Raw genomic sequence first — 22,085 nt, 5'->3', positions numbered from 1 at the left:
TATCATAATTCTGTTTTCTTGTCGATTTGAAACACGCTGAAAAACCTAAAATAGATGCCAGAGATATTTTTTAGGCAGACCTCTCAGAACAATATTATTGCGTTGCCTGACGTGAGGAAACACAGATCGATCTAACTCACTTCTAAATTTAGGGACTTTTCCCCTCCCCAATGAGTACGGCCTTAACAGTTATCTCCATGGGCTTACTCAGGTTACCGCCTCCAAGATCGGTATTTGTAAATGCCACTATCTCATAGGTATAAGTGCCTGCCGCCGGCACCCTATCCTGATACCGGGTCGCATCGGTTTTGCCGAGCAGCACCATTCTATCGGCCGCTCCTCGCCGATATATAGCATAGCCCGCAATATCCTGGCTTGGGCTTTTAGACCATGTCAGCGTTATCATGGAACCATCAATTTTTACCTGTGGCTCTGATGGCGGCAGTGGAGGAGTAAAACAGAACTTCGAGAAGTCATATCTTTGCGGACCTGTCGTCACCATGAGTATAGCAGCCAAACTCTCCACACCACTTGTATTGACCTGGACAAGCCGAAAAAGATAGTTGGTGTCTGTTTTGAGATTGGCCACCCAGTACCAGGTGCTTTGCCGATGCGGCAAAATAGCCAATAGATCGTTGTTGCCATCATAAAGGCGATAACAATAAAAATCAGGTGCTGTGCTGGGATCCCATTGCAAGGCAAGGTTCTGCCAAAAACGACCGTAAAGGCAGCTTACCTTAAACCCTGTTGGTTTCGGCGGGGGTAGCTGACTCAGCTGAGCTAATGGTGCTAAGGATATGGCAGATGAGCTACTTCGGCCACCTGAACGATCAATGGCGTAGACGCGATAGGTATAGGAAAGTCGGGGTGACAGCATAGCTCCAGGCCCCCCACCAAGGTCGCCTCGATCATCTACAGCGGTACCTTTTCCCTCATATACCAAATGGGTGTGCTGTTCTCCATCTGCATCTTTCCACGTGCGCCAAACCTCATAGCTTTCCGCCCCGGCAACATCACTCCACGATAAATCTACCCCTCCATACACCGGAACCGCCTTCAATTGGGGCGTTGCCGGTTCAGACAAGGCGGTAATTGGCACACGTTTGTCAAATTCAAGATAACAGATTGTGCATGGTCTTATTGTTATCGTTACATTTCCATTAGCATCCACCTGTGGCGGCCCTAAGGCCGTTAGACCTTCACCGACAGCTCCTGCATCGTAAAAACTGTTGTTTTGGTCGTTAATATCCCAACGATAGCAACGTGCATGTGCCCATGCCTTCCCTAATCGAAGGGTTAGAGTAGGAGTGAGATCAGGTCGAGTACGCATATAGACAAGATAGATTCCTAAGCGCGTGCCGTCAGGGCTGATGGCTGCATGAGGATAAAACTCCATTCCTCGGCTCGTCACAGCAACCTCTTGCCAATTTGCCATGCGATTCCACAAAACATCCTCCCAGGCGGTTGCAAAGATATGATTGTCGGCGCTATAGCGGCCATCGTAACTAGTAGGGCCTCCACCATTGCCTAACGCACCAATATAGTCACACTTGAATAGATAGCCTAAGCGCTGTGCCTCGGATAACACAATCGCACGATAGGCAGCTCCGTAAGCGCTGATGCGAGCGTTTTGGAAAGCCAAATAGGTGTAGTTTGCCGTCTGTGCGTAGTTACGGGGCGCATAGTGCCCATCCATGGCGGTCTCACCAATGGCCAGCGCCAAATGACGCCCCAAATGGTACTTTTGGGCATAGGCATCCACAGCCCTACGCATCATCTCAAGAGCATTCGGATCGTTGCTATATTGGTGATAGGTAATCCCATCTAAAGGACAATCGTTCCCCTTTGTAGCAGCCCATGCGATGATACCGGCTACTACCTGATCCTCTTTTGTGGCACTAGAAGAACCGTCGGCTGGCCCACTTGTCTCCCCGGCAAACCAGAACGGATGGTGAACTTGGTCGAGATACGGTCTCAATGAGACATTATCTCGAACGAGTTTCATCACAACCTGATAGAACGTTGATATATCCGCTCCGCCACCCGGTTGATCCGTCGTGCCGGGCGCTCGATAAGTTAGGTTCGGCTCATTGTAAAAGCCGATATAGAGTTTTGATGGGGGGAACTTTTTGACAGCGAGAATATAGTAGAGAATATCCGCCCAGATATCGGCCAAGGTTCGCACCGTAGGATCCTGCTCTGAGATGGATAAGGACGGCACTACTGAGGCGGCTCCAACCGAATCGGTTAATCCATAGTGGTCTTTGCGCAGAGTTGCCCCTCTACCAGCGGCATAAGCGATGCCCAGCAGTTTTGCATCTGGCGCTCCATCCAAATTGAAATAGATATCTTGATTCGCCTCCGAAAAGTATCGCAATGTTCTATCCCATACTCCTGTATAGAAGTAGAACCCGGTCGTTGGTCCACGCCAATAGCCAGGCTGAGGCGTGAACGATATCATGGAGGCCTCTATCCACGAGTTCACACGCTGCATTCGGAAGCCCGTTCGGTAACGCCAGTAGGAATCCTTACCAAGTACAAACCCACCCGATAGACCACACAGCAGAGGATTGATCGTCACTCCCAAAGGTTGGTTGACATGCACTTCCAAAACATTTACAGGCTCTTGCACCGAAACCATGGCTTTCGTGAGACCGTCTGGCCCAGGAAAATGTGGCTGACTGTAGATTCGTAAATTCGACAGAACCCATTCCGGTCCGGACGGCCGAGTTGGCGCATTTCCAAGTAATAGCATCGTCCCGAAAAGTGGAGGCATCTCTGCCACTGTACGCGAGCCTATCAATAGAGCGTCCACATAGAACCAAAGGGTTGTCCCGTCATACGTGATTGTGATCTGATGCCATGTGTTAGGTCTCCAGGACGTTGTATCGCAGGCTCGAGTTGTTGCCGTAATTTGATACGAGGAGCCTTCAAGATGAGGTCCAAATGTCTGGAGAAGTAGACGAGGAGAGCCGTTGGCAATGTCTACCTCAAGATGAGAAACCGTAGAGCCAAGGCTGAGAATAGTGATGTATTTACCTGGGTAGCTTGTCCAACTGTTTTGTGTATTCATAAGATCAAATACAATAGTCCAACCCGTTCTGTTAAATAGCCCGACGGCATCAAACTGGAGAGGATGGCCACCCTGCTCTGCTGTTCTAAAACCGGTCATTCCACCGAAGCGACCTGGAGCAGGCAAAACGCCAACAAATTGATCGTTTTGAGCTGGGATGTTGTTGAACGTAAAACACCCGCCAAAACCCATCATTAAGCGGGCTTCAGTTACATAATCATGCAATGCGAAGACCAAATCGGGAAATGCATCCAGGCCCTGGGAGCCTGATAAATGCTGTGTCCCTGCGTTATGGCGCTTCGGCGTTGTACCGAAAGTTTGATAGGCCCCAACTGCAACCAACAGCGTGGCTAGTAGGGTGCATAATAGAGACCAGAACCGGCGTCTATACATCAATCACCTCTCTATCGTTCCTGCAGTCGCTTCGCGGTGGCAATAGAGCCAATGCGCTTCTCCAACCCAAGATGATACTGCAGTATTGGGTCTGGCTTGCCCGTCTCGTCAATACGCCGATTCACCCATGCCATCATGCGGCTCTTGAGCATGTTCAGCACCTCCGGCTCCTTGGTGGCTAGGTTCATATTCTCCTCCGGGTCCTCTATCAGGTTGTATAGCTCAACCGGTGGCTTCTGATGAAAATCCGGTTCTAGTGCACCTATGAACTTCCACTCTGCCGTGCGCCAACCCCGTTTTCGCATCCAAGTGCATTCGGTGAGGTAAAACTCCGAATAGTTCGTAGCTCTTTCACCCCTCAATAAGGGGAGAACGCTCTTACCATCAAACTCACGGGCTTTTACAACCACCTCGAGACCGACATATTCCAACAGGCTAGGAACCAAATCCTGATGAAGCGTGTATCCACCGATCACCTTCCCTTGGGGTAGCCGACTCGGCTGGCAGAGGATCAGCGGAACGTGAATGGTCGGTTCATAAAGCCCATGATGGTCGAAGTAGCAGCCATGCTCGGTAAGCGTCTCGCCATGATCGGCGGTAAAAACTATGAGCGTGTTCTCGGACTGCCCCAACTCCTCCAGCCGATTCAACAGAACTGCGATACAAGCATCCATATAGGCCAGAGCGCCATCGTACATGGCCACAGGATGGGCTATGTCACGTATGCCCTCCGGCATCCACGAAAGATGAAAGTCGGCAAACGGCGGAAAATCACGCACCGGCCCCATCGTATCCGGCAAGTTTGGATCGGTGGGGTCTTTGCCGTAAAACAGGCTGTCAAACGGAGGTGGAGGCAGATAGGGAGCGTGAGGGTCCATATGGCGTATGAATAGCAACCAAGGTGCGCCGTTGTTAACAAGCTCCTCTAAGGCGGGAAGCGCCACCTGATTGAGATTCTCCGCCTTGCGTGCCGGGCGATCAGGCCAAGCAAGCCAGCCTTCGTCGTAACTTACATACTTATCGAAGCCGCGAAAAAAATCTCCGGAAAATCCCACACGAATCGAGGCATACCCGCCCTCCTCTCGCAACAGTTCCGGCAGCGTGGGGATATTAGGGTCAATAGGCCCTTTTGGCGTGAGAGCAACCATCTCATGTGCCATCACATCCCGACCGGTCAGGATGGTCGTATAAGCCGGGGTTGTAGGAATGTAGGGGCTGAAGTGGTTCTGAAACCGCACACCCTGGGCGGCAAGCCTATCTATATGGGGCGTGGTAAGACGGTGATACCCGTAGCAACTGCAGTGATCGGCTCGCAGGCTATCTACGGCAAAGATGAGCAGATTAGGTCTTTTCTCCGGCATCGGTTTCCTCTACGCTTTCGTGTTTGAAACCATGTTTCGCCAAATTCATCGTGGCTTCCTGCTAAATCTATCCGATCTAGGTTCAATCTGTGGAAAATTGAAAGAAATTGCCAAAAACCAAAGCAAAGGAAACCACATAAACTCCTTTGCGTAGAGTAATATATAGATGTCGGATGTTACGACAGACAGCGGCCTTTGGCAGCGACGCCAAAGGGGCCGAGCTAGTCTCCCGCTGGCCCTGTTTTCGTCCGACAATGCAGCGATTCGAGGAGGAATCCATTGAGCACACAAACCGCAACAACGACAGAAAACCCTCTGCCTTCCATGGACCGACAACACATGACAACCGCTCTCTCCGAACCCCTTGAAAGCACCAATCCCTACGAAAACGCCCTTCATCAGCTCGACATCGCGGCCCGCTATCTGGAACTCGACCCCGGACTTCATGAAATCTTGAAACATCCGGAACGTGAGCTTACCGTTCACTTCCCCGTCAAAATGGACGATGGCTCCATCAAAATCTTCACGGGCTATCGTGTGCAACACAACCTCGCGCGAGGACCGAGCAAAGGCGGTATTCGCTTCAGCCCTAAAACCGACCTCGATGAGGTGCGTGCCCTCGCCATGTGGATGACATGGAAGTGCGCCATCGTCAACATCCCCTTTGGTGGCGCCAAAGGCGGTGTGGTATGTGATCCAAAAACGCTCTCTCCAACCGAGTTAGAGCGGCTTACTCGTCGTTATACATCGGAGATCAGCATCGTGATAGGCCCGGACACCGACATTCCAGCCCCTGACATGGGCACCAACGCACAGATCATGGCCTGGGTTATGGACACCTACTCCATGAGCTGCGGGCGCACGGTTCCTGCCGTTGTCACGGGCAAACCTGTCTCGGTGGGCGGCTCGGAAGGTCGCAACGATGCCACCGGACGAGGCATTGTGGTGATGGCTCGGGAGGCATTGCGAGAGTACGGCCGCCAACTACAGGGGGCTACAGTAGCCATCCAGGGTTTTGGAAACGTGGGCAGCGCCGCCGCCAAAATCTTCCACCAGATGGGTGCGAAAGTGGTGGCTGTAAGCGATGCGCTTGGAGGCATCTATAACCCCAATGGGCTTGACATTCCTGCCCTGCAAGAGTGCGCTAACCGTGACGGCACGTTGACAACGCACGCCGGTGGCGAGAAGATCGGTGTGAAAGAGTTGCTTGAGCTGGAAGTGGATGTGCTTGTGCCGGCTGCCGTTGAAAACCAGATCACCACCGAAAATGCCGGACGCATTCGTGCGAAAATCGTTGTGGAGGGCGCCAACGGTCCCACCACACCGGCGGCCGACCGCATTCTCAATCAACGCGGCATCTTCCTCGTCCCCGATGTGTTGGCCAACGCCGGGGGCGTTGTGGTCTCCTACTTTGAATGGGTGCAAGACCTGCAGTTCTTCTTCTGGCAGGAAGAGGAGGTTAATGCGAAAATGGAGGCCATTATGGAACGTGCCTATCGTGACGTGCGCAGCATGGCACGTCGTGAAGACGTAGATATGCGTCTTGCAGCCTACCTCATCGGGGTAAGGCGCGTCGCCGATGCCACCACCACGCGCGGCATCTACCCATGAACGAACTATCTCCCTCCGTAGCCCGCAGGCTACGGAGGGAGTTTGGCTTTAAGGCTTTAGATAGCGGTCGAAAAACCCCTCTGCTATATCAAAATAGAGATCGGGCTGTGGGCTAAGAAAAGCATGGGGAAGGCCGTAGGCCAATAGCAGAGTAACGTTTGCTCCGGCTTTGTGGAGCGCATCATAAAGTCGCTCCGACTGATCGGGCGGCACAAGCGTATCCGCTGTTCCCTGTAAAATCAGAAATGGTGGTGCCGCCTTGCTGGCATAAACCACCGGAGAAGCCTCGCGGTAGAGGGCAGGGTCCTCCCCGGGCTTCTTCCCTAAGAACATTGTGAGAATATTCGTGACAATAGTATCTAGGTGTGTCTCAAAAGTCTGGTGCCCAGGCGGAAGCGACGGAGAGATCGTATAACGTCTGGAGGTAAAAGCATTCAAGTGTGCCTGCTCAGGAGGTATGGTAAAGTCGGTAGGGCCATAAAAGTCCACCACGCACTGCACCTTACTGCTGTAGTTAGCCAGTGTAGGATCGCTATTATCTCGCGTGTCGCACAGCCCTAGAAAAGCGACGAGGTAGCCTCCGGCCGAATCGCCCATCGCCCCGATTCGCTGCGGATCGAGATCGTAATCGGCTGCGTGGGCGCGTAGAAATCGTACCGCACGCTGCACATCATCGAGTTGTGCGGGATAATGAAATTTTGGCGCCAGCCGATAGTTCACCGAAAACGCATCGTAGCCATGTTTGGCAAAAGCCTTGCCGATATTCGCATAGAATATCTTGTCACCTCCGATCCATGCACCTCCATGTACCAAAACGATACCAGGGTGCTTACCTGCTACCGTTTTAGGCAAGTAAACATCCATCAGTAGCTTAACGCCATCCACTTCGCCATAAGGCACGTTCTTCTGCACCCTGACATCGTCTGAGGCCGCCTGAGGAAGCGCCCACACGGCCGGCTTGGAAAACACCAGAGCAAGTACGACAGCAACGAAAACGAGCGTCCTCTGTCGTCGTAACATAAGCGTTCATCCTTTCGAGAGTTTTTTAGATAGGATTAGGAAAGACCACAGCGTGTTTCAATGAGGGCACAAATCTCTTCGACCACCGACTGCACGAGGGCCGCATCGGTGCCTTGCGCCATAACGCGCACCAGCGGCTCCGTGCCCGAAGCCCTCACCGAAAGCCACTCAGCACGTCCTAAGCGCTCTCGCGCCCGCTCGATGGCCTGTTGTACCACCGTATCGTTACGCCAGGCCTGACGGTCTTGTACGCGCACATTCCGCAATACCTGCGGGCAGGTCTGCACGACACTGGCTAGCTCCGAGAGGGGTTTGCCGGTTTGCACCATAATTGAGAGAACCTGCAGGCCCGTGATCATGCCGTCGCCCGCCGGACTAAGATGCGGCAATAGAATGTGCCCACTCTGTTCGCCCCCTATCCCTGCACCCAGAGCTTCCATGGCTTCGGCCACATATCTATCCCCCACATCGGTGCGATGGAGGCGTATTCCTTCCCTCTCTAAAGCCTGTTCAAGCCCTACGTTGCTCATAATGGTTGCGACAACCACACGGCCTGGCAAGCGTTCTTCACGTGCCATCTGCAAGGCCAAAATGGCCATGATACGGTCTCCGTCTACGATGCCCCCTTGCTCATCGGCCATGATAACCCTATCGGCGTCCCCATCGAAAGCAAGACCGGCGTGGGCCTTGTGCTGTTTTGTCGCTTTGGCAAGAGGTTCTGGATGCGTTGAGCCGCACTCCCGATTGATGTTTACCCCGTCTGGATTCGCATTAAGCACCACCACTTCGGCCCCTAGATCACTAAAAATATGTGGGGCTAGTGCGTAGGTGGCCCCATTGGCACAATCCAGTACCAGCTTCAAGCCGGTCAGAGGTTTCGAGCCGAGGGGACGGAGGGTCTCCTTTACACACCGGGCATAGGCTTCCGCCAGAGAGGTATCGGTGCGGATGCGGCCTATCTCCGCCCCTTTTACCCTTGGCAGCGATTCGAGCAGGGGGATGTGTGAGGCGATAGTATCTTCCATAGCATCCGGCAGCTTCTTGCCGTTGCTTCCTAAAAACTTGATGCCGTTGTCGTGATAGGGGTTATGCGAGGCAGAGATAACGGCACCTGCCACCGCCTGACGCAAAAGAACCAACCGCGCGACTCCAGGCGTGGGCACTATCCCAACATCCACCACATCTATCCCCATAGAGGCAAATCCGGAGGCCAACGCCGCCTGAAGCATCTCACCGGAAAGCCGCGTGTCCCGCCCGATAAGCACCTCAAGGCGTTTGGCAAGCCCTGCAGAAAGGGCCTGTTGGCGCAAAAACTCTCCCGCCGCCATTCCCAAATGCAATGCGAGCTGCGGAGTTAGGGTAACGTTGGCCTCTCCGCGCACACCATCTGTGCCGAAAAGTCGCGTTCCGCTCAAGCCTCGCTTTGCTCCTTTTCCTGCACCACCCGTACCAAAGCTGGCCTTAACACCCTATCATGCAACATATAGCCTCGCTGCACCTCCTCGGCCACGGTGTGGGGAGGCAACTCCTTCGATTCTGCCGGGCCAATCGCCTCATGCAGCTTCGGATCGAACTCCTTGCCAACCGCCTCTATCGGCACTAGGCCCACCTTTTGCAGAGCATCCTGTAGGAGACGTTGCGTCGAGCGCACTCCCTCTAACAACGCATCGAAGTTGCGTGTTTGCTCTGCCGCCTGCAAGGCACGCTCAAAGTTATCGAGTACCGGTAGAAGCGATTTTACCAGTTCGCCAACAGCGTACTTTTGATCGGCACGATACTGCTCTTCTTTGCGCCGGGAGATATTGACAAACTCCGCTTGAGCGTAAAGCAGCTCCTTCTCGGCCTGCTCGGCGCGCGCTCTTATCTGCTCTAACTCCTGCATCAAGGCCGCAAGCTTTGCCTCGGCATCCTCTTGTTCTTTCTCTATGGTTTCCTCTGCCTGGGCTAGCCCATCCTTCGCTTGGTCTAGCTCAGCCGCACTTGGCTTCTCTTCCATTGTCATCTCGCAAACCTCCTTTAAACAGGTTTTCGGCGACCGGTGCGGACGGTCTCGCGAGTGACTCTCACGATACAATGCGCAGCGGTCGCCCTAGAAGAATTCTACCAGAGTTAGGTGCTATTCCCTTAGAATCATACGCACCCAAAAGGCTCGGCTTCTTCTAAGCCAAGCAACGCGCTATATACAATAGCTACGCTTTGCTACGAATCTAAGCTGAGGTTGGTTAATATGTTCGAGAGGTTCTGTGCCATTATCTGAACCGCAGCCGTAGCTCGCCAGTACTCCATGCGTGTTGGGCCTACCACACCCAGATAGCCTACCGGTTGCCCGGCCACCTCATACGTGGTCGTAACAATGGCACACACCTGCAACGGCTCCCACTCATTTTCTGAACCGATGACAACGCTATAGGAACGGCCTTGGGCACTCACCCGACTTAACACCTGCAGAAGGGCCTGGTGTTGCTCTAAGGCGTTTAAGAGAGTTTCTAGTCGCTGAATATCATGAAATTCCGGTTGCCGTAGGAGCTGGCCTGTGCCCTCTAGGTAGACCCTTCGGTTGGAAAGCGAAGCGGCCATCTGTGCAAGCGTCTGCAGCACCTGCTGTAGCAGGCGCCGATAACCCACAAACTCTTGAGGCACCGTGCCCAAAGGGATTCCTCGCAGCGTCTCTTCAAGCGTATACCCTGCCGTTATCGAATGCAAGTAGCCCGATAGCGCCAAGAGGTCTATGGAGGAGGGTATCACCTCGGTCTCCAACAAAAGATGTTCGACATGCCCTGTGGAAAGCAGCACGACCAGCAGAAGATGTCGGGCGTCGGCCTCCGCCAAATAGACTCGGCGCAGACGCACGCTCTCCGTTACCGGATGCGTCGCGATAGAAGCGTAGTGGGTGAGGTGAGCCAAAATGCGACAGGTTTGCTGCAACAACTCCTCTACCTCACCTTGTGGCAAGCGTATCTGCTGAACCTCCTCAGGCTTCAAAGAGATCCGGCTATCCATCAACTCATCTACATAATAGCGATAGCCTAAGTCGGTGGGTATGCGCCCGGCCGAGGTATGGGGTTGCGCCAAATAACCCATATCGGCCATCTCTGCCATCTCATTCCGAATGGTCGCCGGCTTGCACCCAAGGTCGCAAAGCTCCATCAGGCGCTCGGAGCCTACCGGTCGGGTGGTGTGAACATAGTCTTCAACAACCGTCTGCAAAATGCGCACCTTTCGACCATCCAAAGTCATCATCCTCTAAAACAGCCTCCCCTCAACTTCAACTGTTCGTGATTTCGGTGACTAACCGCTCACAAATGTTCAAAGATATCACGAGAGCCGACGGCTTTCAAAGATATTATAATCGGCCTCTACGTTCACTGTCAAGAAAGGCTACGGCGAAGCGTCGCCACCGCCGAACAGGCGATGCCCTCTTCACGACCAATGAAACCCATCCGTTCGTTTGTAGTTGCTTTCACACTAACACGCGCCGGTGCGATCCTTAAGCAATCCGCTATCGTATGCTGAATGCGCTCACGATAAGGCCGAAGCTTCGGAGCCTCGGCTACGAGGGTAGCATCTACATTTTCGATCTGCCACCCGGCCTCTTGAAGTCGATCTCTCACCGCCTCAAGCAGCTTTAAACTCGAGATATTTCTATAGGCCGGGTCGGTATTGGGAAAAAGAATACCGATATCCCCAAGTGAAGCCGCACCGAGCAGCGCGTCGCAAATAGCGTGAAGCAACACATCCGCGTCAGAATGCCCCTCAAGGCCGCGAGTGTGGGGGATTTCAACCCCGCCGAGCACAAGTTTACGACCTGACTGAGGCTCTGCAAAGGCATGTACATCGTATCCAAAACCGGTTCGGTAACACAAGCTCATCTCCACATCGTGCCGTTCGGGCATCATCTTCTCTTCCGCTTGGGAATGCAATAATGCATAGAACTGTTCGGCGCGCGGCAGGTCTTCCGGTCGGGTGATCTTAATATTAAAAAAATCTCCCTCCACTACGGCTACCGGTTCCCCTAAGGCTTCAATGAGAGAGGCCTCGTCGGTTGGCTCGCCATCCTGAAAAGCCCAATGCGCATAAGCGCGTCGCAAAAGCTCCACGCGCGCCCCCTGCGGTGTCTGCACAGCTGTTAATCCCCCGAGCGTACCCTCTGCCGTGCGCACCGTTCGCGGCACCGTTGCCCGAACAAATCCCTCCCCGTCTACCCGTTTCACGGTGTCGGAGAGCGGGAGCCCGGGCACAGCGGCGCCGAAACGAAGGGTAGCCTCTAAAACCCTTTCGATGAGGGCGAAGGAGACCAGAGGGCGGGCGGCATCGTGCACCAGCACATACTCACAGGCTGCGGGGAGCGCCTCAAGGCCTTGATAGACCGACTCGGCCCGCGTCGCCCCCCCTACAACCACACGATGGACTTTTTTGTAGTCTTTAGCAACGTCTTCAACTGCGTCTCGCTCTGTAGCACCTGCCACAACAACGATGGTGCCAACCCTTGGGTGCGTCTCAAAGACGGCTAGCACATGTTGTAACAATGAACGGCCGGCAAGCTCTGCCCAAATCTTGTTGTTACCGCTCGTAAACCTTCTTGCCTGTCCGGCGGCCGGTATTATCACCCCGACGCGCTGTGTATCCGGTAGAATGGGACGATTGGGTTGATGATGTGGATTCACCGGAATCTCCATTCTCATTATCCTCTGATGTTTGTATGCGTGCGAAGATCATTTTACCGGCAGCCGTCTGCCAAATGCTTGTTACGATAACATCCACCGTAGAGCCGATGCTGTTACGCCCATCTTCCACCACGATCATCGTACCGTCGTCGAGGTAGGCCACGCCCTGATCCGGCTCCTTGCCCTCTTTCACAATGCAAACGCGCATCTTCTCACCAGGCAACACGACAGGCTTGATGGCATTGGCCAGCTCGTTGACGTTCAGAACGGGCACACCCTGCAAAGCGGCCACCTTGTTGAGGTTGAAATCGTTAGTCACGATGGTGGCATCGAGAGCTTTGGCCAGCTTCACAAGGCGCGTATCCACAGGGTCATGCTGCGAGGCGCGGTCGAGCAGCTTATCCCACGAACGCACGACGAGAGGCAAATCTTTCTGCATACTGTTGAGGATATCCAACCCTCGGCGCCCGCGGGCCCGCTTCAAGTCGTCGCTTGAATCGGCGATATGTTGCAACTCTTCTAGTACAAACCCGGGGACGTAGAGTGTGCCCTCCAGAAAGCCTGTTCGACAGATGTCAGCGATCCGCCCGTCTATGATAACGTTCGTATCTAAAATCTTTACGTTAGGCCCAGGGCCGGCATCGGTCTCGACTTCGGGAGCAGGGCGTAAAAAGGCAAACTCATCCTTCATTCCAAGTGCACCTCGAATGCCCAGATAGAGCGAGGCCACCGTCACTGCAATGAACAAAGGAATCCCGATTCCGTAGGGAACCCGTAACAGGAAGGGGGCAAAGACCAGAGAGATGAACAGCCCCACAATAGAGCCTAAGCCGATAGCCACCTTGTCGCGAGCGGGCATCTGTTCAAGGGCATCTCCAGCATTTTCCAAGGCGCTGGCAGCCTTCGGCCCGAGAATAACCCCCACACACACGCCGAGAGCCCCCAAACATATCATCAATACCTGAGGGTATATCGGGAAAGTATCGGACACATCTTTAATGTGTTGTAAGAGAGGCGAAATTCTCGCCCCTGCCGTGGCGTGCGCTACCGCGTTATGAATGAGTATCCCCACCCAAAAGCCGGTAACACCAAGCACCGCAGCAAATAATATAGTTAAAAACTTACGTACAGACATCCTCTTATCCTGGTCATCTCCTTTATTTGTCAACCAAGTAGCACAGACACATAGTCTTATAAGGGCAATGTGCGATGTAAAAGTGTATTTCTACCTAAAGAAACAAGCGTTTCATGCGAAAGGTTCGCTTCTCTTCGCCCTCCTTTACGTTCTGAATAGAGAATGTTTCTTTCTCCAACACAAGATACGGCGACAAACATCGGAGATGGTTAAACTATCTTAAGTTCCTTTCTCATAGAAGTTGGGAAGCATCCTTTAAAAATCATACGAGAATGCCTCTCTAGATTACGCCCAGATTACATTATACCCCCCTCAGGTGCCGCTTATCGGGTAAAACGTAAGGGTATGATCGCGGAAGAAATAGGCTTCAAGACCGAGCCGACCCAAACGGTGCCTCCCCGAAAGCTCTGGGGGCTGCGACTGGCACTTCTTTCGGCCCTACTGCTGTGGCTGGCCAACCCTCCTGCCGGGCTATGGCCCCTGGCGTGGGTCGCCCTGGCACCGCTCATCGTTGGTGTGCTAAGAGCGCGCCATTTTGCGCAGGCCGCATGGCGAGGTTATCTGTTTGGCTGGGTTTTCCTCGGTTCTCTCTGGTACTGGATCGGGCTGACGATCAGCGCATGGACCGGCTCGGCCATCGGCTGGGTCGCGTGGTTCGGCCTTACCTTTATTTTGGCGGGTTTCTTTGCGCTCTGGGCCGGTGCCGCTTGGTGGCTCGATCGTAACGTGCCCGAACAGTGGGCTGTTACCGCCTTGGCGGCGGCCTGGGTGGTCATGGAGTGGGTCCGCACGCTTGGCGCTCTCAGCATGCCTTGGGCACAGCTCAGCTATACCCAATACCGCTTCCTGCCCATCCTGCAAATTGCGGACTTCACCGGCGCCTACGGCGTCAGTTTTCTTATGATGCTGGTGAACGGAGCGCTAGCCTATTTTTGGATGGGACGCGACAAGCCCCTCCGGGCGCGTCGGCTATGGGCTGCCTGCACCCTCTGTTTCATGGTGTGCCTCTACGGCCTTGCGCGCCTGCAACAACATGATGTCGGGCACTCTCTCCAGGTGGCCGATCTGCAGACTAACGTCTCTTCCTATCAAACTCCATCGCCAGAAACACAACTTCAAATCATGCATCGCCTTGCAATAAACGCCAAGGCTCACGTGCCCAATCCCCAGCTGTATGTGTTCCCAGAATCGGCCTCCCCTTACGACCCGGTTCAAAATCCGTCGGGCTATCTTTTCTTCCATCAGCTTGCCGATGCCACAAAAGCCGCCATCCTCACCGGAGCCGAGATTCATGCCAGAGGAGCCGATCACAATGCGGCCGTTCTGTTCGTCCCTGACCTTCCACAGCCGCGAGTTTACTACAAACAGCAGCTCGTGCCGTTCGGAGAGTTCATTCCATTTCGCAGCATCCTCTCCCCTCTGTTTGGGCGTCTTTTCGACTTCCCTAACACCGATCTCACTCCGGGCAGCCATGCGCGAGTGCTGCAGGCAAACCTTCCTAACGGCCTTTCGCTGGCCATCGGGCCTTTCATCTGCTACGAGTCTATGTACCCCGCCCGTGTCCGTGCCATGACACGGCAAGGAGCCTCGCTTTTAGTCACCATCAGCAACGACTCTTGGTTCCTCAGTCGTGCCGCCATGCAGCAACATCTGGCTGCCGTTGTGCTAAGAGCCATCGAAAACAGGCGCCAGGTCGTACGTTCTACCACCACCGGCATCACCTGCATGGTAGATGCTGAAGGCTATCTTCTGGCGCAACTGCCCACCAATCAAGAGGGTTTTTTGGTGCATACCATGCACCTCCTGCACGGGCAGACCCTTTATGTCCGTTTTGGCGACTGGTTTGTTGGGCTTTGCTTCCTTCTATTGTGTGGTCTCTTTATAACGCAAATGCGGAGGCGCAAGGCACATACATCATGACGCCTATTCGTCCCACCGTCTATCTGGAAAAAGTACAAATTCCCTCATCGGTAGGGATGTTAGATGCCCTGTTTTACCGAACTGCCCAACCCTCATCAAAACCCTTTTCTCTTGTTCTCATGCACGGCCTTACGTCGGGAAAGTACAGCCTGGACGGGCTGGCCAACTATCTATCGACTCACGGCTACCCTTGTCTTACTTTCGATTTTGTGGGGCACAAGTTGGGCGGCACGGGTGGGGAACTGCATCATCCGGAACAGATTGTGGAGAATGCCTGTGAGGCGCTTCGGTGGTTGCACACAACCTATGCTAAGCGCGTCGTAACCGTCGGCCACTCCATGGGCGGATATGGGGCTATCATGGCCGCGGCAAGGCATCCCAACCTGGTTGCCGGCGTCGCCACTCTCTGCACGGGCACCCATCCAATACGAGGCTTTCTTACGCCCGTGGGCCAAGCCATGCTGCGTCAGCGCGCCGATTACATCGCAGGGGTTTCTATTATGCAATTTCTCGAACAGTTCGACAGCTTAACCATTCCTAAGCTACCTTCTCTGCCTATCCTTTGCATTGCCGGCACTCAAGATATTGTGGTTTCGATGAACCAAGTGAAGGAACTCGCCGATCTTTTAGGCGAGACCCCTCAAATTGCATCCATAGAAACCTCTCACCTCGAAGCGCCCGACCGTTCGCGCTCCACCCTGCTCTCTTGGCTCAAGGCCATCGAAACCGTTTAAAAAGCGCCTGCGTTCCTGCTTGCCACCTTAGGCCCCTATGTGGAGTTCCTCACCGAGCAGGCAGAAATTCCTCTCTGTGAACGAAAAATCAAAAATACGGTAGACTATGCCATACAAACAAGGAAAAGGGGAGTTAGCAAATGGCCACGATCACCTGTAAACGCTGTGGGCGCAACGTTGAGGCGCTCACCGAGCCACCTATAGGTGGCTCGCTCGGGCAGACGATTCAAAACCAGATATGCCCCGATTGTTGGCAAGAGTGGTTGGCCCAGCAGGTGCTCTACATCAATCACTACGGTCTTCAACTGGCCGACCCCGAAGATCGTAAACAGCTCATCCAGGTAATGAAAGAGTTCCTCGGGCTATCAACAGCTTAAGTGACCCTTAAGGCGACTACACGCAAGATGGCCTTCTCGCCTGTGCCGCTTTTACCTGAAATCCTGCGCAACCGATTTCGAGGCGTCCTGCTTGGGTTGGCTTTGGGTGACGCCTTCGGTGCCCCTCTCGATGCGCAGCCTCCTCCCGGTCCAGATCAAGCGGTGACCGACTTAGTCGGTGGCGGCTGGCTTCGGCTAGCCCCTGGAGAGTGGACGGATGAGATCGAGCTTGCCGTGGAAACAGCCAACAGCCTTCTACAGAGACAGGTTTTTGACCCCGACGACATCGCCGAGCGCTTTGTGGGTTGGTACCGCAGAAATCCACGCACCATTGGGGAGCACACACGTAAGGTACTCGAACGAACTGCCCATGGCACCCCTTGGGCAGATGCGAGTTTGGCTGTGCATCGGGAGAATCCAGAATGGGCTTCTAGTGGCTCTTTGCGACGTTGCGCCCCATTAGCGCTCTTTTTTTACCATAGCCCCCAGTATCTACCTGTTCTCTCCGCCATCCTCTCTCGCATTACCCATGCACACCCCCATAGCGAAGCTACCTGTGTTGCGCTGAACTTAATGCTTGCCTATCTGGTGGCAGGTCTCGATAAAGAGGCGGCTTTCTACGAGGTTCTAAAAATGGCTGCTGAGCTTCCGCCGGAAGTTGCCCTAGCAATAGAACGTGCCGGAGACCCCTCTCTTGATGCCTCTCCGTCCGGTAATGCGCCTGAAACGCTTGAAGTGGCTCTACGATCTCTATTGCACACTACCCGCTTTGAAAATGCTCTGATCGTAGCCGTGAACCACGGCGGCGATGCAGCCGTAGTCGGTGCTGTTACGGGCGCCCTCGCCGGGGCTTTCTATGGTTGCACCGCCATCCCCTCCCAATGGCGCGAACTCCTTCATCAGTGTGACCAACTGCAGTCTCTCGCCGATCGTCTTCTCCTTCTAACACAAACCACACAGAAGCGGGTATAATGCACACTAGCCAATGCATACTTGCGCTCGGTCGCCCAATTGCCCCAAGGAGAACGATGAAATGGCCGGTCGAAGCCGAACGAACTATACACCGCCTCAAAAGCAGCCCTCCCCTGTGGTGCGCATCTTCTTGAATACGCTGCTCTTCATTCTACTTGGTACCTCCTGTTTCTTGTTTGGTTTCTTTGTATTGTCGCGCTACATCCCCACAGGCAAAGGGCCGGATACTCCTAACAGCGCCCCTGTGTCGCAAAACCCTCTACCCCCCTCTACGCAAACAGGCCAGCCGGCACCGAATCCGCCTACTTCACCGCCACCACCACCCGTTCAGCAGAACACTCCTCTGCCTGGAGCAGCTACTCCGGCGCCGACTCCACCATCTAGTCCCACTAATAACAGGGGAGATCAGGAGGTTGGAGGGCCTATCGTCATTCCTTCTACCAACGGTTCGGCACCAAACTCGGCGCCTCAAAATAGCAGTGTCTCCCCCCAAAATCCTTCTAATAGTCCGCTATCTCGGCCACAGTCGCCTAACAACTCCGGTGTCCAACCACCCGCTCCCTTAGGAACAGAGAATCAAAACCCAACCTCAGGCGACAACCCATCCCAAAATGGGGTTCAACAACCGGCTAACGGCGAGAACGACTTCGGTACCAACAACTCGCAGCGATAGTTTGGCCTAATTGATAGCAACCAAACAGTAAAAGGGGCGGCGAAAGTGGAGTTCTTTCGTCGCCCCTTCCCTATGCACACACAATACTTACGAACCCATCATAACAGATGATGCACGGGAGAAAGGTTTCTCCCGATTTCTGAGGGGGTGATGGTTTTTAGCGAGAGGTAGCTAGCTCCTCGCCTTCTCGGGCATAGCCCAACTCTGCCAGAATGTCGTCGGGGTCTGTTTCAAGCAGCTCGGCAATAGCTCGAATGAACTCGAGCGAAGGCCCTTCTGGCATGGCGCTCTCCGCGCTCTTCCACTCGGTCTGGTTCGTTTCCATGGGTGGTTACCTCTTGCGCGCTAGTCGTGGCAGGCACATCGCTGTCCTACCCGAGATGACACACATTATATAGTATATCACAGCTGCATATGGCACGTCAACAGCCGCGTAGATGTTGTGCCATATTTTGGAGCATCTTCCCAATACGGGGAGAGCATTCTCGCGACGGCAATGTACCTACATCTCATCATACGGGTTCCAACCCCTAGCGAAGTTTCGTCGAACTACAAGAGCGACACCGTCGAACTTCCTTTTTCCAAAGCTCCAGTCGAGCGCCCTGCATCCCGATAATAGGAAGAGAGAAACCGTTCTTAGAAGCAATGCGCCGTTACAACGGCCTCGCCCACTCTTTCTGCCAAGGGAGACCTATTATGTCCTCACAAGAGGTGCTCGAAGCCGGACGCACCATGCTTGTCGTTACCCTGCAACTCTCGCTCCCCCTGCTGCTCTTCGGCCTCGTTGCGGGTGTGCTCGTCTCTATCTTCCAAACGGTTACCCAGATTCAGGAATACACACTAACATTCGTTCCCAAACTCCTCGCGGTTGTGGCGGCCCTTGCCCTTTTCGGCCCTTGGATGCTCGCCTCGCTGGTGCACTTTATGCACTACGCATTCGACCATATGCCTCGCTAGAATCTTATGAACGTTCCCATCACCGCCGCACATACCTTTTATGTGCTGTTGCTGCTTCTCGGAAGAACAGCCGGAGTGCTTATTGCGGCTCCGATCCCGGGCAATCGGCCGCTGCCACCTTTGGCCACCTTGGGGTTTTCACTTTGCCTTTCCTTTGCCTTGCTTCCCCACATCGCCCCTCATGTAGGCCCTGTTCCTACATCGCTCCTCATTTTGGCCTACTTCATCGCACAAAACCTCGTCTTTGGCATTATGCTGGGCTATATCGCAAGATTTCTCTTCACGGCAATGGAAGTGGCAGGGTCGCTTTCCGACTCACAGATGGGGCTTGGTTTCATCAACCTTATTGACCCCTTCTCCGAGCTGCAGTCATCGCTGCTGAGCGCCTTCTATAATCAACTATCTCTCGTGCTTTACCTTCTTATGAACGGCCATCTCCTCCTTATTGCGGCGCTTGCCACAAGCTTTCGGCTTGTCCCTCCCGATGCCCTCTTGCTTCATTCCGCACTAGGGCTTGCCATTCTGCCGGCTATTGAGGCGGTGTTTCTCATCGGGCTACGCCTTGCCCTGCCGGTTATCGGGGTACTTTTCCTAGCCGATGCTGCCCTTGGCTTTATGGCACGTATGGCGCCCCAGGTGAACGTTTTCTTTGTGGGGTTGCCGGCAAAACTGCTGATCGGCATCATGACCGTGGCGATTCTTTTGCCGGCTCTTGCCTTCGGAACCGGCCAACTGGTGCTCGCCATAGACCATTCTCTCAATCTACTGCTTACGAAGGCACACTAACGCATGGCAGGAGATAATCGCACAGAGGCCGCAACCCCCAAGCGCCGCTCGGAAGCACGAAAACGTGGACAGGTACCTCGTTCGCCCGATCTCTCATCCCTTTTTGTACTTTTCGGTCTTGTCTTGGCCATGCCTTCCCTGTTCAGCAACGCCGCCCTGCAGATAGCGCTCTTCTTTCGCTACGCCTACACGCATCTTCTGGATACTCCGCCTACCGTGTCTACCCTTATGCAGCTTGGGGCATCTCTGGGCCTTACCGTTGTTAAAGCCATAGGCCCTCTCGTTGCGCTCGCGGCGGCGCTAGGTGTCGCCATTAATCTGGCGCAGACCGGGCCGCTTTTCGCTTTCCAGCGCATGCAACCCGACCTAAATCGTCTCAACCCTTTGAATGGCATAACCCGCTATCTATCGCTAAACGCCCTCGTCGAGCTTATAAAAGCCCTCTGCAAACTCCTCCTCGTGGGCTGGCTATGCTATAACACCATTCATAGCGCCTACCCGCTCTTCATCGTCCTCCCGAGAGTAGACCTGCTCGCAGAGGTTCAGCAGGTGTTGGAAACGGCTCGTCAGATGGCCATACGAGTCGCTCTCACAATGTTGGCCATCGCCGTGTTGGATTATGCCTACCAACGCTACGCTTATGAACGATCGTTGCGTATGACCAAAGATGAGGTAAAGCAAGAACATAAACAGCTTGAAGGTAGCCCACTCGTCCGCAGCCGCATTCGCTCGCGGCAACGGCAGATGGCCCGCAAACGCATGATGAATGCGGTTCCTACGGCGGATGTTGTGGTAACAAACCCTACCCACTACGCCGTTGCACTGAAATACGAACCGGAACGAATGAATGCGCCCATTGTGGTGGCAAAAGGGCAAGACCTTGTGGCCCTTAAAATTCGTGAGCTAGCCCAGGAGCACGATGTCCCTATTGTTGAGAACCCTCCTCTCGCCCGCACACTCTACCGCCAGGTTCCTCTCGAAGCCGAGATTCCGCCAGATCTCTACGCAGCAGTCGCCGAGGTTATGGCTTTCGTCTACCGCATCAACGAAGAACGTCGCCAAAGAAGACTTGCCCATCGCAGATAGCCGGCGGCGGAACGTACAACGGCGGTGTTTCGTCTCTAAAAGAGATACTCTTCTTGAAGGGTTGAAGGGATGCGTGAACGTAAAGAGTTCTGGATGGCTCTCTGCAGTGGCCTGCTTTTGCTATTTCCGGTGCACGCCCGTGCCGACATTCCCGAAGCACAAGCGCGCCAGATTTTGGCAAGTGCCCATCGCATTATTGTGATCTCGCCCTTTTATGGAACTCAAACCCTGCTATCCAACCCCAAAGAGGAATCGAAGCTCAGCCCCAAACAACTTACCCAGCAACGAAAGTATCAGGAGATCCTACAGCGGCTCGAAAAACATGCTGCCCATCAACTGCCCGTCTGCACGGCAGACCGCACGGCTTTCACGGTTATTCCCGAATCGAAAGTGGAGGCCCAACTGACAGCCGATCATTTCACTCCACGCGATCTTTTTACCGATAACGGCCTCCTACACGGCGATACCTTTCCGGTACCGCGTGTATACACGGCGCAACAGCTTTGCAGTCAGCTCCATGCCGATCTCATCCTGCTAAGCGTTCTAGACGAGCCGCGCCGGGTGAACGGCCACTATATCTACGATCTCCTCGGAGGCCTTGAACATGTGCCCTCTCATGTCAACTGTCGTGGTGTGTTCTATCTGCTTGATGCCCAAGGCGACACGGTTTACCACGGCATTTACTCCGTAGACCAGCCCCTAACCACCATCGCAGGCCATACCTACCTCTTCGCGGATTGGCGCGACGCCGTCAATATCCTCATCGAGGATTTCTTTGATGACCTAAACCGTCTTCTACCCGACCGTTCTCTTTCCCCTAAAAGCTCTTCACCTATTTCAACACATTAAAAGCTTACGAGGCAAAACAGGTAAACTACCATCGGCCACTCTCTCGCGCCTGTTGAGGAAACTATACTGTCAGATACCCCTGGCTAAAGCGCAGGGGCTTGTGCCTGATTGGAAGCGTGTGCCTCCGACCGACACAATAGGGCGTCTGAACATTCGCCCCGTGCTTTGAGGTTTACCGCCGCATTGAAATCAGCGTTCGCCTCAAAGCCACACTGTTGACAGTGGAACCGGCTCTGGCTCTTACGGTTGGCTTTGGCGCAATGTCCGCATACAGAACAGGTGCGAGACGAGTTGCGCGGGTCAACCAACACAACAGGCACTCCTGCCGCCTCCGCTTTATAGGCGATAAATTGACGCAGTTGCAGGAACGCCCAGTTACCGAGGAGCCATCGCATCTCGCGAGAAACCGTATCTGCTCTGTCTCGAAGACAACGGAGGTCTTCCAGAGCGAGTGCCTTTCGCGATTGCACTGCG

20 protein-coding genes are annotated in these 22,085 nt (G+C 54.1%); 10 read left to right on the top strand and 10 right to left on the bottom strand.

Annotated elements, in window-relative coordinates; all coding sequences use genetic code 11:
• Nucleotides 1-148: 148 nt before the first annotated feature.
• Together VKV29_RS14320 and VKV29_RS14315 are read right to left on the bottom strand one after the other, a co-directional pair.
• Nucleotides 149-3,310 (bottom strand): LamG-like jellyroll fold domain-containing protein, encoded by a 3,162-nt coding sequence (locus VKV29_RS14320; RefSeq protein WP_324201999.1) that lies wholly within the window; start codon nt 3,308-3,310, stop codon nt 149-151.
• Between the two features lie 167 nt (nt 3,311-3,477).
• Entirely contained in the window at nt 3,478-4,827 is a 1,350-nt protein-coding gene (locus VKV29_RS14315) for a sulfatase (RefSeq protein WP_324201998.1), read from the bottom strand.
• Between the two features lie 339 nt (nt 4,828-5,166).
• Here VKV29_RS14315 and VKV29_RS14310 point away from each other — a divergent pair, with 339 nt between their 5' ends.
• Nucleotides 5,167-6,438: a Glu/Leu/Phe/Val dehydrogenase gene (locus tag VKV29_RS14310; RefSeq protein ID WP_343217383.1), complete on the top strand. Its 1,272-nt coding sequence runs from the start codon at nt 5,167-5,169 to the stop codon at nt 6,436-6,438.
• Nucleotides 6,439-6,486: 48 nt separating this feature from the next.
• Here VKV29_RS14310 and VKV29_RS14305 read toward each other — a convergent pair whose 3' ends face one another.
• The 6 genes from VKV29_RS14305 to VKV29_RS14280 all read right to left on the bottom strand — a co-directional run bounded on the left by VKV29_RS14305 (nt 6,487) and on the right by VKV29_RS14280 (nt 13,257).
• The gene (locus VKV29_RS14305) at nt 6,487-7,458 is read right to left on the bottom strand and encodes an alpha/beta hydrolase (protein WP_324201996.1); all 972 of its coding nucleotides are present in this window, start codon (nt 7,456-7,458) and stop codon (nt 6,487-6,489) included.
• Between the two features lie 35 nt (nt 7,459-7,493).
• Nucleotides 7,494-8,873: a phosphoglucosamine mutase gene (gene glmM / locus VKV29_RS14300; protein ID WP_324201995.1), complete on the bottom strand. Its 1,380-nt coding sequence runs from the start codon at nt 8,871-8,873 to the stop codon at nt 7,494-7,496.
• A complete protein-coding gene (gene grpE, locus VKV29_RS14295) occupies nt 8,870-9,460 on the bottom strand; it encodes a nucleotide exchange factor GrpE (protein WP_324201994.1) in 591 nt (196 codons plus the stop codon). The genes glmM and grpE overlap by 4 nt, the downstream gene beginning before the upstream one ends.
• A gap of 197 nt (nt 9,461-9,657) precedes the next feature.
• On the bottom strand, nt 9,658-10,698 hold the full coding sequence (hrcA, locus tag VKV29_RS14290; protein ID WP_324201993.1) for a heat-inducible transcriptional repressor HrcA: 1,041 nt from the start codon (nt 10,696-10,698) through the stop codon (nt 9,658-9,660).
• 128 nt (nt 10,699-10,826) lie between these two features.
• Nucleotides 10,827-12,134 carry a 2-C-methyl-D-erythritol 4-phosphate cytidylyltransferase gene (gene ispD / locus VKV29_RS14285; protein WP_324201992.1) on the bottom strand — a complete coding sequence of 436 codons (1,308 nt, stop codon included), beginning with the start codon at nt 12,132-12,134 and terminating at the stop codon, nt 10,827-10,829.
• Nucleotides 12,019-13,257 carry a PIN/TRAM domain-containing protein gene (locus VKV29_RS14280; RefSeq protein ID WP_324201991.1) on the bottom strand — a complete coding sequence of 413 codons (1,239 nt, stop codon included), beginning with the start codon at nt 13,255-13,257 and terminating at the stop codon, nt 12,019-12,021. The genes ispD and VKV29_RS14280 overlap by 116 nt, the downstream gene beginning before the upstream one ends.
• A gap of 345 nt (nt 13,258-13,602) precedes the next feature.
• Between VKV29_RS14280 and lnt the strand changes: the two genes are divergently transcribed.
• From lnt to VKV29_RS14255, 5 genes are all read left to right on the top strand, one after another.
• Nucleotides 13,603-15,177: an apolipoprotein N-acyltransferase gene (gene lnt / locus VKV29_RS14275; RefSeq protein WP_324201990.1), complete on the top strand. Its 1,575-nt coding sequence runs from the start codon at nt 13,603-13,605 to the stop codon at nt 15,175-15,177.
• The gene (locus tag VKV29_RS14270) at nt 15,174-15,911 is read left to right on the top strand and encodes an alpha/beta hydrolase (RefSeq protein WP_324201989.1); all 738 of its coding nucleotides are present in this window, start codon (nt 15,174-15,176) and stop codon (nt 15,909-15,911) included. Before lnt ends, VKV29_RS14270 begins: the two co-directional genes overlap by 4 nt.
• A gap of 140 nt (nt 15,912-16,051) precedes the next feature.
• Nucleotides 16,052-16,288: an oxidative damage protection protein gene (locus tag VKV29_RS14265; protein ID WP_324201988.1), complete on the top strand. Its 237-nt coding sequence runs from the start codon at nt 16,052-16,054 to the stop codon at nt 16,286-16,288.
• A 27-nt stretch (nt 16,289-16,315) separates the two neighbouring features.
• The gene (locus VKV29_RS14260) at nt 16,316-17,260 is read left to right on the top strand and encodes an ADP-ribosylglycohydrolase family protein (protein WP_324201987.1); all 945 of its coding nucleotides are present in this window, start codon (nt 16,316-16,318) and stop codon (nt 17,258-17,260) included.
• A gap of 61 nt (nt 17,261-17,321) precedes the next feature.
• Nucleotides 17,322-17,933 carry a hypothetical protein gene (locus VKV29_RS14255; RefSeq protein ID WP_324201986.1) on the top strand — a complete coding sequence of 204 codons (612 nt, stop codon included), beginning with the start codon at nt 17,322-17,324 and terminating at the stop codon, nt 17,931-17,933.
• A gap of 157 nt (nt 17,934-18,090) precedes the next feature.
• Here the strand turns inward: VKV29_RS14255 and VKV29_RS14250 are convergent, their stop codons facing one another.
• Nucleotides 18,091-18,258 (bottom strand): hypothetical protein, encoded by a 168-nt coding sequence (locus VKV29_RS14250; RefSeq protein ID WP_324201985.1) that lies wholly within the window; start codon nt 18,256-18,258, stop codon nt 18,091-18,093.
• A gap of 371 nt (nt 18,259-18,629) precedes the next feature.
• Between VKV29_RS14250 and fliQ the strand changes: the two genes are divergently transcribed.
• The 4 genes from fliQ (at nt 18,630) to VKV29_RS14230 (ending at nt 21,611) form a co-directional block, all read left to right on the top strand.
• Nucleotides 18,630-18,890: a flagellar biosynthesis protein FliQ gene (gene fliQ / locus VKV29_RS14245; protein WP_324201984.1), complete on the top strand. Its 261-nt coding sequence runs from the start codon at nt 18,630-18,632 to the stop codon at nt 18,888-18,890.
• 6 nt (nt 18,891-18,896) lie between these two features.
• Nucleotides 18,897-19,676: a flagellar biosynthetic protein FliR gene (locus tag VKV29_RS14240; RefSeq protein WP_324201983.1), complete on the top strand. Its 780-nt coding sequence runs from the start codon at nt 18,897-18,899 to the stop codon at nt 19,674-19,676.
• Between the two features lie 3 nt (nt 19,677-19,679).
• Nucleotides 19,680-20,762, top strand: coding sequence for a flagellar biosynthesis protein FlhB (gene flhB, locus VKV29_RS14235; protein WP_324201982.1), 1,083 nt, complete (start codon nt 19,680-19,682; stop codon nt 20,760-20,762).
• A gap of 69 nt (nt 20,763-20,831) precedes the next feature.
• On the top strand, nt 20,832-21,611 hold the full coding sequence (locus VKV29_RS14230; protein ID WP_324201981.1) for a hypothetical protein: 780 nt from the start codon (nt 20,832-20,834) through the stop codon (nt 21,609-21,611).
• An 83-nt stretch (nt 21,612-21,694) separates the two neighbouring features.
• Here VKV29_RS14230 and VKV29_RS14225 read toward each other — a convergent pair.
• A partial coding sequence (locus tag VKV29_RS14225) for a zinc ribbon domain-containing protein (RefSeq protein ID WP_324201980.1) occupies nt 21,695-22,085 on the bottom strand: 391 nt, incomplete at its 5' end.

The sequence above is a fragment of the Chthonomonas sp. genome, from assembly GCF_035294165.1.
GTDB lineage: Bacteria > Armatimonadota > Chthonomonadetes > Chthonomonadales > Chthonomonadaceae > Chthonomonas.
The sequence above is the reverse complement of the archived record's forward strand: the minus strand, read 5'-3'. Positions and strand labels throughout refer to the sequence as shown.